At 62.0% G+C, this 13,989-nt stretch carries 15 protein-coding genes; 5 read left to right on the top strand and 10 right to left on the bottom strand.

Annotation, left to right across the window (positions count from 1 at the left end):
• Positions 1–27: 27 nt before the first annotated feature.
• The 9 genes from FFS09_RS27860 to FFS09_RS27900 all read right to left on the bottom strand — a co-directional run bounded on the left by FFS09_RS27860 (position 28) and on the right by FFS09_RS27900 (position 8,346).
• Complete coding sequence (locus FFS09_RS27860) at positions 28–444, bottom strand: STAS-like domain-containing protein (protein WP_137922160.1); 417 nt, start codon at positions 442–444, stop codon at positions 28–30.
• On the bottom strand, positions 441–1,541 hold the full coding sequence (locus tag FFS09_RS27865) for a hypothetical protein (protein WP_137922161.1): 1,101 nt from the start codon (positions 1,539–1,541) through the stop codon (positions 441–443). Before FFS09_RS27865 ends, FFS09_RS27860 begins: the two co-directional genes overlap by 4 nt.
• A gap of 434 nt (positions 1,542–1,975) precedes the next feature.
• Complete coding sequence (locus FFS09_RS27870; protein ID WP_137922186.1) at positions 1,976–2,896, bottom strand: MBL fold metallo-hydrolase; 921 nt, start codon at positions 2,894–2,896, stop codon at positions 1,976–1,978.
• 12 nt (positions 2,897–2,908) lie between these two features.
• On the bottom strand, positions 2,909–3,364 hold the full coding sequence (locus FFS09_RS27875; RefSeq protein ID WP_137922162.1) for a chromate resistance protein ChrB domain-containing protein: 456 nt from the start codon (positions 3,362–3,364) through the stop codon (positions 2,909–2,911).
• Complete coding sequence (locus FFS09_RS27880; RefSeq protein WP_137922163.1) at positions 3,361–4,281, bottom strand: Fe-Mn family superoxide dismutase; 921 nt, start codon at positions 4,279–4,281, stop codon at positions 3,361–3,363. The genes FFS09_RS27875 and FFS09_RS27880 overlap by 4 nt, the downstream gene beginning before the upstream one ends.
• Complete coding sequence (gene chrA, locus FFS09_RS27885; protein ID WP_137922164.1) at positions 4,278–5,651, bottom strand: chromate efflux transporter; 1,374 nt, start codon at positions 5,649–5,651, stop codon at positions 4,278–4,280. Before chrA ends, FFS09_RS27880 begins: the two co-directional genes overlap by 4 nt.
• Entirely contained in the window at positions 5,648–6,589 is a 942-nt protein-coding gene (locus tag FFS09_RS27890) for a chromate resistance protein ChrB domain-containing protein (protein WP_137922165.1), read from the bottom strand. The genes chrA and FFS09_RS27890 overlap by 4 nt, the downstream gene beginning before the upstream one ends.
• Before the next feature lie 106 nt (positions 6,590–6,695).
• Positions 6,696–8,021 carry an MFS transporter gene (locus FFS09_RS27895; RefSeq protein WP_137922166.1) on the bottom strand — a complete coding sequence of 442 codons (1,326 nt, stop codon included), beginning with the start codon at positions 8,019–8,021 and terminating at the stop codon, positions 6,696–6,698.
• Between the two features lie 46 nt (positions 8,022–8,067).
• On the bottom strand, positions 8,068–8,346 hold the full coding sequence (locus FFS09_RS27900) for a metal-sensing transcriptional repressor (protein WP_137922167.1): 279 nt from the start codon (positions 8,344–8,346) through the stop codon (positions 8,068–8,070).
• A 71-nt stretch (positions 8,347–8,417) separates the two neighbouring features.
• Here FFS09_RS27900 and FFS09_RS27905 point away from each other — a divergent pair, with 71 nt between their 5' ends.
• Genes FFS09_RS27905 through FFS09_RS27915 form a run of 3 tightly spaced genes read left to right on the top strand, consistent with a single transcriptional unit; the run spans position 8,418 to position 10,323 of the window.
• A complete protein-coding gene (locus FFS09_RS27905) occupies positions 8,418–8,858 on the top strand; it encodes a hypothetical protein (protein ID WP_137922168.1) in 441 nt (146 codons plus the stop codon).
• Between the two features lie 53 nt (positions 8,859–8,911).
• Positions 8,912–9,649, top strand: a complete 738-nt coding sequence (locus FFS09_RS27910) for a HupE/UreJ family protein (protein ID WP_137922169.1) — start codon at positions 8,912–8,914, stop codon at positions 9,647–9,649.
• A gap of 41 nt (positions 9,650–9,690) precedes the next feature.
• Positions 9,691–10,323: a transmembrane anchor protein gene (locus FFS09_RS27915; protein ID WP_354595906.1), complete on the top strand. Its 633-nt coding sequence runs from the start codon at positions 9,691–9,693 to the stop codon at positions 10,321–10,323.
• Between the two features lie 226 nt (positions 10,324–10,549).
• Here FFS09_RS27915 and FFS09_RS27920 read toward each other — a convergent pair whose 3' ends face one another.
• Entirely contained in the window at positions 10,550–11,701 is a 1,152-nt protein-coding gene (locus tag FFS09_RS27920; RefSeq protein ID WP_137922171.1) for a site-specific integrase, read from the bottom strand.
• Positions 11,702–12,169: 468 nt separating this feature from the next.
• On the opposite strand from FFS09_RS27920, the gene FFS09_RS27925 reads away from it, so the two are divergent.
• Both FFS09_RS27925 and FFS09_RS27930 read left to right on the top strand, forming a co-directional pair.
• Positions 12,170–12,610 carry a flavodoxin domain-containing protein gene (locus FFS09_RS27925; protein ID WP_252374550.1) on the top strand — a complete coding sequence of 147 codons (441 nt, stop codon included), beginning with the start codon at positions 12,170–12,172 and terminating at the stop codon, positions 12,608–12,610.
• A 111-nt stretch (positions 12,611–12,721) separates the two neighbouring features.
• Positions 12,722–13,909, top strand: coding sequence for an ABC transporter substrate-binding protein (locus FFS09_RS27930; RefSeq protein WP_137922173.1), 1,188 nt, complete (start codon positions 12,722–12,724; stop codon positions 13,907–13,909).
• The last annotated feature ends 80 nt before the right edge of the window (positions 13,910–13,989 follow it).

A 13,989-nucleotide genomic window follows, 5' to 3' on the forward strand; every position in this document is an offset into this window, starting at 1 on the left:
CTGGGCCACACCCGCCGAATTCGCCCGTCATTGCAGGCAATTGCCTGCAATGACGATCTCAGAGGAGCCGGAAATCCCTACTTCCGCGCGGTACTGAATCGGGTACAGGGTCAAATGCACTCGATTACTTCGAATGGCCTCGTCGTGGATGTACCGCCAGATGCGGATCGGATCGCTGCTCCGAGGTGACCTTAGCTCAAGCTTCTGCTTCAGAACCACCTCGGAAAACCCCGCTCTTACCAATCCTCCGAAGGCCTCCTCGAGAAAGGACGAGCCAGCGAGCTCCGTTCCTTCCATGTCGACAATCACCTTGTCGCTACTCCGGATTGCGGGCAACAGCAACTTGTCTCGAAACGCAGCGCCGGGATACGGACCATCATCGAGAAATCGCCCAGCCGGCGCCGGAGAAAATTGCTCAGCGACAGAGATGGTAAGTGTGCTCATGCTTTTAGCTCCTTTGATTTAAGGGGCAAGCTCCAGAGTAGCAGAGTTCCTGGAAACGACCTGGAGTAAGCGCTCGTCGACCCAGACTTGAACCCTGGGCCAAAAGAATACTGCGCGTTCCCGGAGACGATGTACAGCCGGCCCGAAGCCGTAGATTCGATGAATTCTCGCATTTCTGGCAAACCATTTCCACGATGTGGTAGTCCGGTGCCTGACCTGCGGTGCTCGATGGCTTGCTGCAAGAGAGCCTTGTCGAGGGCGTTTCCGGTCGGAACCACCTGCTCGATCAAGTTGAGGACGACCTCGCCCTTTTCAAGGCGCTGCTTCATGGTGGTGGGGATTCCAACCCCCATGTCGTAGATGGCGATGAACAGGTTTCCTGCGGTCTTTGCATCAGGTTCAACGTATCTTGCAAACAGCCACCAACGACGGAGGTCAGGGGGGATGCTTGAGTCTGAGGGATAGGCATGGTGCCGCACGTTTATCAGACCTTCGGTCAAAACACTAAACAGATCCGGAGGGATCTCAGCATTCGTGCTCTGGCGATAGCTGTTCAACAAGTCACTGACGTCTTCACCCATCGCCTGCGTGCCAGTCAAGTAGCGCCACTCGACCACTGACTTTGCAGTTGGCTGGCTGAACTGTGGGCTGACACCCAGCTTGTCAGCGATTCCGAAGTGCCGCAGTAGCTGCGCGGACAGCGACATCGGTGGACACCTTGCCGCGACTCGTCCAGGATAGATTTCAAGAATCAGCTCGAGCGCGCCGAGCAGCACAAGCATGCCGCCGGGATAGATCTTTTGAACTCTGGAGAAGTCCAGCTTCACCCGACTGTCGCCATGTGCCAGCGTGCGCAGACACTGCTCGACGACGTCCAAAATCTTGCAACGATGCTCGTACCTTTCCGCGACAAGGACGCCGGGGATCAGAATCGTGGAGGTCTTTAAAACTGCTCTGACACGGCCAAGATTTATGTCTCGGCGTGCTAACCGGGCCTCTCGCCGGGAAAACAATCCTTGTCTTTGGACCTGCCTGTTGAGCCATGCAAGTCTTCCCTCCGAAATTTTTTTCATTTTGAGCTGCAGTTGACCAGCCATGGGTCATGAAAACGGAGGCGGCCCAGTCGTCATGATCGAGGCCACCACCTTGTCGCACATCTAGCGGTCCGATAAGGACCTCGATCTGAACGTCGCTGTAAATCGCCGCGAGTCGACTCGATACTACCAAGCGAATACACGTGTGGTCACACCAGCACAGCCCTAACTGTTCGGGTACTGTCGATGCTGGAAAGACAGGTGAGCCGGACACCAGCAGAGTTTCGCTTGCGCATTTGAATCTCAGCGAGTTTGCTCATATGCGAGCAGGTCTACACCCACTGATTGACAACTCGACCACCGGTCATTTGCACGTCAAGGCGCCTTCTTGTTTGTCGGGCGACATGCAGTTCAACACTTGCTGGCAACTACGGAGCATGGCTCAGGATTGTAGGTGGTGGCCTGCAGACCTGAGGCGGCGCTGAGTGCCCTCCCTCCTACTCCCGCTCGATTTCCAAATAGGTCCTGCTTGCGTTGCCCGGATGCAAGTCGTCGGCATTCGCAAGCTGCTTGAATGGAGAAAGATCGAAGCGTCGCACAGACTGGCTGATGTCCTCGTTGCGATCAACGGCGTCCTTCATGTGCTTTCGCAGCGCCTGCAGGTAATCTCGGGTGTGAGCTCTCGCGGTGGCAAGCTCGGTGACGTGCCCGTGCCCAGGCACGATGCGCATGGGATTGAGTTTTTCCACTTCGGCAAATGCCACCAGCCATTGCCGCGTGTTGCTGACCGGGATGACGGCCAGTAGTCGTTCCACGTAGATGATGTCGCCCGAGAACAGGACCTTGACATCTGGCAACCAGACCATCGTGTCTCCTGGGGTGTGCCCGCCCCCGCGATGCAGCAGCTCCACCGGTCGGCCACCTAAGTCCATCCGTAAATCATTGGTGTCAACGAGACGAGCGGGATAGACCGGAACGGTTCCCTGAAGCTTGTCGCCCAGAATCGGCCGTAACGCGGCCAGTTGGTCTCCTGATCGCACACGCATGTCCGCCGCAGCGGCTGCATGGGCAAACACTTCAGCGCCTTGCTCCTTGAAATAGCCGTTACCCAGCCATCGGTGGTCTTGACCACCGGTGTTGATCACCCAGCGTACCGGCTGCGGGGTGATCCTCTTCACGGCCTCATGGATGGCTTTCGCACTGGCGTAGGAGGCGCCACTGTCTATCAGCACCGCGCCCTTAGGGGTGACCACTAGTCCGATATTGGCATTGAGGCCTTCGTTCTCGGCGGTACGTCCTCCGATGTCGCCGATGTGGGCGTAGACCCCTTGCGCAACGGCTTCGAAGTTCACTTCCAGCGCATGACTGATCGTCGTGCTGCACAGCGCGATGATCCCAAGAATAGTATTTTTCATCATCACGGTTCAGTCTCATTGCATGGCCGGAGGCCAGGCGTGGGTTTCTTCCTGGGCGTCGCGGCACCAGGCGTAGAGTGCGTCGTAGAGCACCATGCCGTGGCGTAGCATCTCCTGGTCGTCCGCAAACACCCGTGACAGGCCCAGCGAGATCGCGTAGAGGCCGGCCGATTGCGGTGTGAGATCGAGCCGCGAGGTGTCGGCACCGCGCACGATGCCGGCGAGCCGGGCCAGTGCCGGATCGTTCAAGTGGTACTTCGCCAGAAAGGCATCGAAACTGCACAACTCGCCGACATGGCTCATCTCCACGCCGGGGATGTCGTAGGGCGTGGCGCCCGTTTCAGCGGCCACGCTCAGCACCTCGCGGGTCGGCACGTAGAGGAACTCGGCCGTCGGGTCGATGAAGCGCTCGATCAGCCACGGGCAGGCGATGCGGTCGATCTTGGGGCGTTCGCGCGTGATCCATTTCATGATGCACCTCCTTGTTTGCCCACGAGGGTCTGACCTGCCGTTTGCCAACCATCGAGGCCACCGCGCAGGTAGCGCGCATCCAACCCGGCCGCGCGCAACCGCAATACCGTGGCGCGACTGACTTCATGGCCGTAGACGCAATACGCCACCACGGGTTGGTCACGGGGCAGTTCGGTGGACCACTGTCCCACGGTGGCGGGGTCGCACCAGCGCGCCCCCGGCATCATCTGCGTGGCCTGCTCGAACACGCTGGCCCGGCGAACGTCGAGCATCAGTGCGCCAGGCACGTCTGCCTGGTCAACGCCGAAGGGCTCGCTCGCCGCATGGACCGCAGCCTGGTAGCGCGCATACACGCCGGCCCAGTCGATGCTGGCCATGAAGGCATCGACGTAGGCGCCCGCCGCGGCACCGAAATCCAGGTGGTAGGCGTGTTCGTACATGTCCAGTGCCAGCAGGGGCACACCACCTGCGAGGGTGTGGGTGTGGTCCGCTGCCCACTGATTCACCAGCGTGCCCTCGCGCGGCTGGAACATCAGCAGCATCCAGCCCGAGCCACCGCCCAGTGCTTTGGCGCAGGCCGAGAACTCCTCTCGCCATCGCTCGAAGCTGCCAAAGCTCGCGTCGAGTGCGAGCTGCATCGCGGGCTTCATCGTCTGGCCGTCCCCACCCAGGCCGCTGAAATACAGCTCGTGCAGCAGCATGGAGTTGGTGGCAATCAGCTCTTCGCGCTTGAGACCATTGAGCACGAACCCGGGCGTGCTGGCGAACGGTGTTGCGGCGAGTTGCGCCCGAATGGCATTCAGGCGCTTGACCGCACCCGCGTAGTTGTTCTGGTGGTGGCTGCTCAGCAAGCGCTCCGAGAAACCGGCTATTGCGCCAGCGGCGAACGGCAGTGGCAAAACGTTGACGGTGTTCATAGCATTCTGATCAGCGCGAGCAGCACGATCTGGTAGAGGGAAACAATCAGCCCAGCGACCGCGCACCCACCGAGCAGCGGTAGGACACCCACCTTGAAACGGAACAGTGCGATTGCGGCGATGACGGTGATCGCCGCGGAAGGCACATCGAACGTGCCCCCGAAGCCCTGCGGCCACAGCACGTGGTACGCGAAGAACAGCGCGAGGTTGAGAATCACGCCGACCACCGCGGCGGTGATCGCCGACAGCGGCGCGGTGAAACCCAGCTTGCCGTGCGTGGCCTCCACAGCCGGCCCACCGGCCAGGATGAACACGAACGACGGCAGGAAGGTCACAAAGGTCACCACCGTGGCTGCCAGCGCGGCACCGAGAAACAGCGCGTCGGGCCCCAGCACTTCCTTCGTCCAGCCACCCACGAAGCCTACGAATGCCACCACCATGATCAACGGTCCGGGCGTGGTCTCGCCCAGCGCGAGGCCATCGATCATCTGCGGGGCACTCAGCCACTGGTGTGTGTCCACCGCGCCCTGGTAGACGTAGGGCAACACGGCATAGGCGCCGCCGAAAGTGAGCATCGCGGCCTTGGTGAAGAACCAGCCCATTTGCGTGAGCGTGCCCTGCACGCCCTGCGTTGCAAGCGGCGCAGCCATCGCCAGCAGCCACAGGCCCAGCCCAACGCCGAGCACTTTCGCCAGGTGCCGTTTGGAAAAGCGCGCGTGCGCGGGTGTGGGCGTGTCGTCGTCGATCAGCGCGGGGCCATAGCCTGCCGCCTTGCTTCCATGTCCGCCGCCCAGGGCAAAGACCTGCGGCCAACGGCGCGCGCCAAAGTGACCGATGAGACCGGCGGCCAGCACGATGGCGGGGAAAGGTGTGTTGAAGGCGAAGATGGCCACGAAGGCAGCTGCTGCGATGCCCCACATCCAGGGGTTGCGCAGCGCGCGCGTGCCGATGCGGTGCGCCGCGTGCAAGACCAGCGCCGTCACGGCGGGCTTGATGCCATAGAAGATGCCTGCCACCACCGGCACGTCACCAAAGCGCAGGTACACCCAGGACAGGCCAATCAGGATGAACAGCGAGGGCAGCACGAACAGCGCACCGGCCACGATGCCACCCCAGGTACGGTGCATCAGCCAGCCAATGTAGGTGGCGAGTTGCTGGGCTTCGGGGCCGGGCAGCAGCATGCAGTAGTTCAACGCGTGCAGGAAGCGGCGCTCGCTGATCCAGCGGCGGCGTTCCACCAGTTCGGTGTGCATGATCGCGATCTGCCCGGCCGGCCCACCGAAGCTGATGAAGCCCAGCTTGAGCCAGAAGCGCAAGGCTTCCATGAAGCTCACGGGTTCTGGGCGATCGAGGGATGTGGGGATGCTCATGCGGTTCTCCCTTCGGTCGGCGCGGCCAGAAGAGCGTCGAATACCCCTGATGCGGCGGCCAGTAGCAGATCGTCGTCGTTGTGCATCTCGCGCAACCCGGCCAGCACCGCTTCCAGGCCAATTGCCTCGGGCACCGGGATGCCGCCCGCGTCAAGGCAGTGCACCATGGCACCGATGCGCATCAGTCGGGGATCCTGGTCGAGCCCGAAGCTGGCGAGCAGCACTTCAAACGTGACGCGAGGACCGACATGGCTGAAACGCGCGCCGTCGAAATCAAAGCCGATGGCGCCACGCGGCAGACGTGCGACGTCGGCGAGCCAGACAAATTCGGCCTGCTTGTCGATGAAGCGCGCGATCAGCCAGGCGCTGGCCAGACGGTCCACCCAGGGGCGCGCTCGCGTGGCCCAGCGCTTGCCCTGAAACTGGCCTCCATCGAGTAGAGCGATGCCGTGATCAGGCAGGGCCCTGGGTTCACCCTTGGAGTAGTGAGCGTCCAGGGCGTCGCGCAAGTCGGCCAGCGTGACCTGGGCCTGCAGCGCCGCCTCGCCGGGGAAATAGTCGGTGCGCTGCACCTCCTCGAGCGCTTGTGCCAGGCCACGCCAGCGCCGACGCGCGACGGCCTCACCGAGATCGTCCAGCTCCACATGCAAGGCCTCAGCCGTGGCGCGCCACGCACCATAAGCCTCACCCCGATCGAACAGTGCCAGCAACTCCATGCGCTGGGCGTCATCGGTTGCGTCCAGGCGCAGCACCATGGCCGAGCCGCCATGCTCGCGCGCCTCGTCGGCCAGCGGCTCGAAAAGCGCCTGCCGCTCTTCGGGCAAGAGATAGGCCCCATCGCGCAGCGCCACACAGCCCAAAGCCTTGAGCGCGCGCCAGATCCGCACCCGCACTGAGGACGGTTGGGTCGGCAACGTGATGAGCAGCATGGAAAACATGGCCTGCAATATACATCACATAATTTGAAATAACAATTACAAGACTGATTGATGCGTGGACCAAGCTGGGCAGATTTCGGTCAGCAAGAGCCCTGCGAAAACCGCTTCAGCCGCCCGTTCCAGGCCACCGAGGGTGGTGGTCATCGACCACATAGGGATGTGCGTGCCGCAGGCCGTGCGCTGCGGGCGCCCCATCGTGCAGGTGCGTGTGCCCCGCCGGCAGATCTGCATGCTCGTGCTCGATCACATCGGGGTCATGTGCAGGCCAGACGCGCAGCGCCACCAACACGGCCATCAGCGCGGCCAAACCCAGGCAGGCAAACGTCAGCGGCATGCCCAGTCGCGCGCCCAGCCATCCGGCCAGTGGGTAGAAGATCAGCCAGCACGCGTGCGAGAGCGCGAACTGGGCCGCGAACAGTGCCGGTCGATCCTCTGGCTGGGCCGAGCGCCGCAGGAGGCGGCCCGAAGGTGTCTGGGCGGTTGAGTAGCCCAAGCCCATCACGAACCACAACAGCAGCGTCCCCGTGTACGAAGCCACCTGAGTGCCGATCCCCAAACCCGCGACCAGCAGGGCCACGCCCGCGATCATCGCCACCCGATCGGACAGCTTGTCCAGCAGGCGCGGCAGGCCCAGCGCGGCCACCATCGAGCCGGCGCCAAAGAGGGCCAGCGTAAGTGCTACCGATTTCTGCGTGAGGCCCATGTTGGCCTGGACGATGACCACGGTATTGACGAATACCATGGAGCCGGCAGCGGCCACCGCTGCATTGATGGCCAACAACCCTCGCAAACGAGGCGTTGCCAGAAAGATCCGTAACCCGCGTGTGGTGCGGTCATAAATGCCACGGCGTTTGGGCGTGGGATTCTTTGGCAGCGCCACCGAGACCACCAGGGCGGCAGAAGCCAGGAAGCCCAGAACGGTGCCGGCAAACAGGTAGTAAAAGCCAATGACCGTCAGCAGTGCAGCGGCCAGCATCGGGCTGACCAGGCTCTCCATGTCGTACGCCAACCGGGAGAGCGACAAGGCCTTCGTGTAGTCCTTCTCCTCGGGCAACACATCAGGGATGGTCGCCTGGAAAGTGGGTGTGAACGCGGCCGAGGCGGCCTGCAACACGAAGATCAGCACATACACCTCCCAGATCTGGGTGACGAATGGCAACAACAGAGCCACGGCCGCGCGCACCAGATCCAGCGACACCAGCAAAGCGCGGCGCGGGAAGCTGCTTGCAAAAGCAGCGGCCACGGGAGCCACGCCCACATAAGCCATCATCTTGATGGCCAATGCCGTACCTAGCACAACACCGGCGTCATCGCCGGCCAGGTCGTATGCCAGAAGGCCCAGCGCCACGGTGGCCAGCCCGGTGCCCAGCAGGGCAATCACTTGAGCGGCGAACAGGTGGCGGTAGGTGCGATGACCCAGGATGTCGAGCATGCCGGTGGCCTCGGTTATCCGATGAGGATGGGTGCGATGGCTCGCACTACAGATAGCGCGTGATTTCCTTGAATTCGTCCATCGAGTGCCGCTGGCCGCTCGGCAGCGGCCCCACCAGATCTTCCAGGCAATGGTCCAGGTGGTCCTGAATGAGCGTTTTCTTGGCCTGCTGAACCGCCTTCTCGACGGCCTGCAGTTGTTGGGCAATGTCCAGACAGGTGCGGCCCTGCTCGATCATTTCGACGATGCTGGCGAGATGCCCGTTGGCCCTCTTCAACCGCTTGATGATGGCGGGATGCGATGCGTGTGTGTGATGTTCGGCCATGACAGATCCTATGCCCCCGGGGGGGATATTATAATCCGGTCTCTTCGACTCTTGGTCCCGGCTGAACCCGCATGACGCATCGCGAAACCGCCTTATCAACATGGCCGCGCCTGCCGCTTGCCGTGTGGTGGCTCGTGGCGTTGGCGCTCGTGCTCGGCGCCGTGCTGTCACCGGTGGGCACCTTGAACTCCCACGGCTTGGCAGAGATCGCTGCGGTTCAACATGGCACGCCTTGTGACGAGGACATGGCGTGTGGACACGAGCACGAACACGAACACGAACACGAACACGTGGATGAGGGTGAGGCCACTGGTGTCGCGCACCATTCCTCTAGCGCCGAGCATGCGCAACACAGCGCGGACCATTCGCACGACAAGGCACACGCGCCACGCGGTGCTCTGAGCCAACCCTTGGCCCGACCCACCAGCTGGCTGGCCATCGCCGCGCCCAGGGTCGAGCGGATGGTGCCATCACGGCTCGACCGCCCTCCGATGGCGCAGACGCACGCCTGATATGCAGCCGCTGCCGAGTGCAGCACCCTCGTTCTCAGACCATCGGAGTCTTCATGCACAGCTTTCTTCATGACAGGCTGCCACGTTCGCCCTGGGCGATCTGGCAAACCAGCCTGTTACTTCTATCTGCGTTTTTTCTTTCCCTGCTCCTCGGTACCACCGAAGCGCTGGCCCACGCGGTCACCGAGGGCGACAAGGGCTACATCCAGGAAATCTCGGGCGTCAACCTGTTGCCGTTCGTGTACCTGGGTGCCAAGCACATGATGACGGGGTATGACCACATCCTGTTCCTGTTCGGGGTGATCTTCTTCCTCTACCGGATCAAGCACATCGGCATCTACGTGAGCCTGTTTGCCTTGGGTCACTCCACCACCATGATCCTGGGCGTTTACTTCAACGTCGGGATCAACAGCTACCTGATCGACGCGATCATCGGTCTGTCCGTGGTCTACAAGGCCTTGGACAACATCGGTGCTTTTCAGCGTTGGTTGGGGTTCCAGCCCAACACCAAGATCGCCACCCTGGTGTTTGGCCTGTTCCACGGCTTCGGTCTGTCCACCAAGATCCTGGAGTACGAGATCTCGCCCGATGGGTTGGTGCCCAACCTGCTCGCCTTCAACGTGGGCGTGGAGATCGGGCAACTGCTGGCTTTGACCGTCATCCTGATCGGCATGAGCTACTGGCGCCGCACGCCCAGTTTCGCCCGCAACGCCTACACCGCCAACGTCGCCATGATGAGCGCCGGCTTCATTCTTGTGGGCATGCAGCTCACTGGCTACTTCGTGTCCTGAACACCCAAGGAATCTGAACCATGTACAACAGTGAAACCCCTTTGCGCGCCGAGCTGCCTTCCTCGAAGCAGTTGATGCGCTCCACCGTTCTGGCCGCGATCTCGGCCGTCGTCCTTCTTGTGGCCGTCGTGCTCCCCGCTGAGTACGGCATTGACCCCACGGGTGTGGGCCGCGCTCTGCGTCTTACCGAGATGGGCGAGATCAAGACCCAGTTGGCGGCGGAAGCCGCAGCCGACACCGCGGCCGCATCTGGCAACTCCGTGGTGACTTCTGCCCAAGCGCAGCAACCTCCGGCGGCCGCCCGCAGTGTGCCGACGCAAGCCGCTGCTCCTGCTGCCAAGCCTGCCGTTCAAGAGGCCCCGTGGCGCGATGAAATGTCGTTCACCCTCACACCTGGCGAAGGCCTGGAGATCAAGATGCGCATGGCCGAAGGCGCGAAGGCGGAGTACACCTGGGTGGTGCAAGGTGGCCGGGTCAACTTCGATACCCACGGCGATGGTGGCGGGAAGAACATCAGCTATGAGAAAGGGCGCGACGTGGCCGCCGATGACGGTCAGCTCGTGGCGGCATTCACTGGCAACCACGGCTGGTATTGGCGCAACCGCGGCAAAGCCGACGTGAAGGTTGTATTGCGCACCCGCGGCGAATACACCGACATCAAACGCGCCATGTGAAAACAGGGGCGCCTCATTCAATCAGTGCGGCGCCCCGCGTTTCGAACCACACAAGACACCCCTTGATCACCAAGGACACGATCCCCTCGACACCTTGGAGGACGAGAGCCGCACCGACTTTTGAGCGTCAGTGCATTTGTGTGGAGGCCGTTGACTCCGATGGGAAGTCCCGTGCAATGGGCGAGAGCGACGAACGTGAGCGCCAGTCACTGCTCATTGCATAAGATTACGCTAACTTCGCCGCCAAATCCTCCGCTCGAGGGTGGTAGTACCGGCTCAGCATCGTGCTTGATTTGTGACCGGTGACCTTCATTAGCTCGTGCATCTGCAGCTTTTCGGCCAGGCGACTGGTGGCTTCGTGACGACAGTCATGAAAGTGCAGGTCCGTCAACGACTTGTCGGTCCGCTGGAGCTCGGTCCAAAGCCTCGACGTGGTTTCCAGCGGAGCCCGCTTCTTGTAGACCAGTGCTCGAATCTCCCGCGCCGGATCGTCCACTCCAGCAGCGGCCAGCAGAGCTTCAAGACTCGAATGCAAATGAGCTTTTCGTGCGCTGACCAGCGCCCTGTCCCATGTCAAGCGGAGCGCGTTTTGTGAGATCGGAAGCACTTGGCCGTTCAACGACCTCGGTAGATCAGTTAGCACTTGGATTGCGCGCGGCGAAAGCGGAACATCCCGATAGTCATCACCCGACTTGGTGACCCCTCCACCCTTACCCCGCAGCCGCGCGACACGACGCTTCAAATCAACATCCTCCCACGTCAAAGAAATCAGCTCAGACTGACGCGCAGCGGTCTCGATCGCCAAGACCACCGCAGCGTGCGCCCAAGGCTCCTTCTTGACTCGCAGGGCGTTCAACAGAAGAGATTCCTCTCCCGCTTCCAGACGCCTCTCACGACCATTACTCACCTTAGGTTTTCGGATCTGCTGTGTGGCGATGCCTTGAGGCAGCGCGATACCCCAGTCCAGCTGGCAAGCTTTCAGAACGCGGGTAATGAGGCCCAGCTCGTGGACCACAGTCTGGTTGCTGACGGTCTTCAGGCGTTCGTCTCTGTAGCTCGCCAGCATCGCAGCCGAGATGCTGGCCAGCGAGTATTTGCCGAAGTGATCGCACAAACGCGCCAACATGTATCGCGGCTGGACTTGCGCGCGCTTTCCCGGCAACACCTCACGCACGTACCGATCAGCAGCCTCCTGGAAAGTGGTTCGCTCCGCGTCATCTCGGTTGATGAACGCACCAACATCCATCTCTCGCTCAACCGCCCTTGCCCACGCCTCCGCATCCCCTTTACGTGGAAACGTCTTGGACTGGGATGGCCAACCTTTGCGGCGCACCTTCGCCTGCCATACTCCGCTTTCGCGCTGTGTCACCACTGCCACTTTGGACCTCCGAATCAAGTCTTCCCACAATGCGGAGTGTCCCCATGGTGTCCCAACTTCCTAAAAATTGGAAGAAAACACCCTTGAAACCCGCATAAAACCTAGCGATTCGGATTCTACTATTTAGCCCTTCTAAGCAGCAGGTCGGGGGTTCGAGTCCCTCCGGGCAGGCCAATCCATCCAGAAGTTCACGCCCTCCTTGCCGCACGCAAGGAAGCAACCTTCGTCATCGAAGACAACGCGCACCTCGGTGATGGCCGAGGGCCGCACGCGTGACGTTGGCGGCGGCATTGCCAAGTACCATGTGGCCGATTCGTTTGTGGCTGAATTTGTGCGCTCGCAGCAATCCCGTGACACGCCCCGGTAGACATTGCGGGTTTACCCGATATTCACCCCTCGGTTCATGAAATATATTGCAGGCACTCGACCATGAACCCACCCACCAGGCTCCTCCTCCTCGTTGGCACGATGACCCACACCGCCGAGCGCGTTGCGCGGGCGATCGAGATGGATTGCGCCGATCTGATCGAGCAGATCGAGGTGCGTACGATGGAGGGGCTGAACATCCAGGCGCTTGAAAAAGGTGCACTATATGTCATATGCACATCCACCACCGGTGCGGGCGACGTGCCGGACAACGCCCGCGCCCTGTACGAGTCGCTGGGCAGCGAACCCCGATACCTCGGTCACGTGCGCTACGGCGTGATCGCCCTGGGCGACAGCGCCTACCCGCAAACCTTCTGCAATGGTGGCCTGCGTTTTGACGAACGCCTGGCCGACCTCGGCGCGGTGCGCATTGGCGAGGTGTTCTGCCACGACGCGTCCGAAGGCCCCGAGGCCGAAGTGGCCGGCGCGGCCTGGTGCCGCAAATGGCTGGCGCAGGCGCTGCAGGCGACCGCCGCGGCTTGAAATTCATCCATGAATGTTTTAAACCTCAAGTACGGGTAATTCTGGATCGCCAGTCCCCACCCCCACGTCTACAGTGAACCGCATTCCGGCAACCATCCACAGGAGACCTCCATGACAACCCGCCGAATCGTTCTGACCCGCAGCGCCGCCGTAATCGGCGCCGCATCCTCTGGCCTGCTGCTGCCGCAAATCGTGCGCGCGCAATCGGACAAGGTGCGCGTGGGCTTCATGCTGCCGTACACCGGCACCTTCGCCCAACTCGGCGTGGCGATCGAAAACGGCTTCCGCATGGCGCTCAACGAGCAAGGCGGCAAACTGGGTGGCCGCGAGGTCGAGTACTTCAAGGTGGACGACGAGTCCAACCCGGCCAAGGGCATCGAGAACGCCACCCGCCTGGTGCAGCGCGACAAGGTGGACGTGCTGGTCGGCACCGTGCACTCCGGCGTGCAGATGGGCATTCACAAGGTGGCGCGCGACAGCGGCGTGCTCAACCTGATCCCCAACGCGGGCGTGCACATCGCCACGCGCGCGCAATGCGCCCCCAACGTGTTCCGCACCTCGTTCACCAACTCCCAGCCCACGCTGGCCTTGGGCAAGGCCATGGTGGCCAATGGCCACAAGAAGGCGGTGTGGATCACCTGGAACTACGCGGCGGGCGACGAAGCCTTCGAAGGCTTCGAGCAAAGCTACACCGCGGCCGGTGGCACCATCGTCAAGAAACTCGGTCTGCCCTTCCCCAATGTCGAGTTCCAGGCCCTGCTGACCGAGATCGCCTCGCTCAAGCCCGACGCCGTGGCCTGCTTCTTCGCCGGTGGCGGCGCCGCCAAGTTCATGAGTGACTACGCCGCGGCAGGGTTGAACAAATCCATCCAGCTTTACGGCTCGGGCTTCCTCACCGAAGGCGTGCTCGACGCCGCGGGTGACGCGGCCAATGGTGTGCTCACCACCATGCACTACGGTGACTCGCTCAACACGCCGCGCGACAAGCAGTTCCGCCTGGACTACGCCAAGGCCTTCAAGCTGCAGCCCGACGTGTACGCCGTGCAGGGCTACGACACCGGCCTGCTGCTCATCAAGGGTGCGAACGCCGTCAAGGGCGACCTGAACAACAAGAAGGCGCTGTACGCCGCCATGGAAGGCGCCGTCATCGACAGCCCGCGCGGCAAATGGACCATGAGCAAGGCCCACAACCCGATCCAGGACATGTACATGCGCAAGGTCGAAAAACGCGAGAACAAGGTGATCGGCGTGGCGCAAAAAGCCGTGGCCGACTCGGCCGCCGGCTGCCGCATGGGCTGATCGCCCACACGCTACTTTTGCTTCCACAGACCGGCGCCCCAGGCGCTGGTCTGGTATTGGCCTGCCCCTTTTTGGTCTGA

The sequence above is a fragment of the Hydrogenophaga sp. 2FB genome (assembly GCF_005503365.1).
GTDB lineage: Bacteria > Pseudomonadota > Gammaproteobacteria > Burkholderiales > Burkholderiaceae_C > Hydrogenophaga.

Bases quoted from the DNA above. Each gene is read 5' to 3' on its own strand.
- FFS09_RS27870 (WP_137922186.1), bottom strand. From the start codon at position 2,896: ATGATGAAAAATACTATTCTTGGGATCATCGCGCTGTGCAGCACGACG.
- FFS09_RS27895 (WP_137922166.1), bottom strand. From the start codon at position 8,021: ATGCTCGACATCCTGGGTCATCGCACCTACCGCCACCTGTTCGCCGCT.
- FFS09_RS27930 (WP_137922173.1), top strand. From the start codon at position 12,722: ATGACAACCCGCCGAATCGTTCTGACCCGCAGCGCCGCCGTAATCGGC.
- chrA (WP_137922164.1), bottom strand. From the start codon at position 5,651: ATGAGCATCCCCACATCCCTCGATCGCCCAGAACCCGTGAGCTTCATG.
- FFS09_RS27925 (WP_252374550.1), top strand. From the start codon at position 12,170: ATGACCCACACCGCCGAGCGCGTTGCGCGGGCGATCGAGATGGATTGC.
- FFS09_RS27880 (WP_137922163.1), bottom strand. From the start codon at position 4,281: ATGAACACCGTCAACGTTTTGCCACTGCCGTTCGCCGCTGGCGCAATA.
- FFS09_RS27860 (WP_137922160.1), bottom strand. From the start codon at position 444: ATGAGCACACTTACCATCTCTGTCGCTGAGCAATTTTCTCCGGCGCCG.
- FFS09_RS27900 (WP_137922167.1), bottom strand. From the start codon at position 8,346: ATGGCCGAACATCACACACACGCATCGCATCCCGCCATCATCAAGCGG.
- FFS09_RS27865 (WP_137922161.1), bottom strand. From the start codon at position 1,541: ATGGCTGGTCAACTGCAGCTCAAAATGAAAAAAATTTCGGAGGGAAGA.
- FFS09_RS27905 (WP_137922168.1), top strand. From the start codon at position 8,418: ATGACGCATCGCGAAACCGCCTTATCAACATGGCCGCGCCTGCCGCTT.
- FFS09_RS27890 (WP_137922165.1), bottom strand. From the start codon at position 6,589: ATGTTTTCCATGCTGCTCATCACGTTGCCGACCCAACCGTCCTCAGTG.
- FFS09_RS27910 (WP_137922169.1), top strand. From the start codon at position 8,912: ATGCACAGCTTTCTTCATGACAGGCTGCCACGTTCGCCCTGGGCGATC.
- FFS09_RS27875 (WP_137922162.1), bottom strand. From the start codon at position 3,364: ATGAAATGGATCACGCGCGAACGCCCCAAGATCGACCGCATCGCCTGC.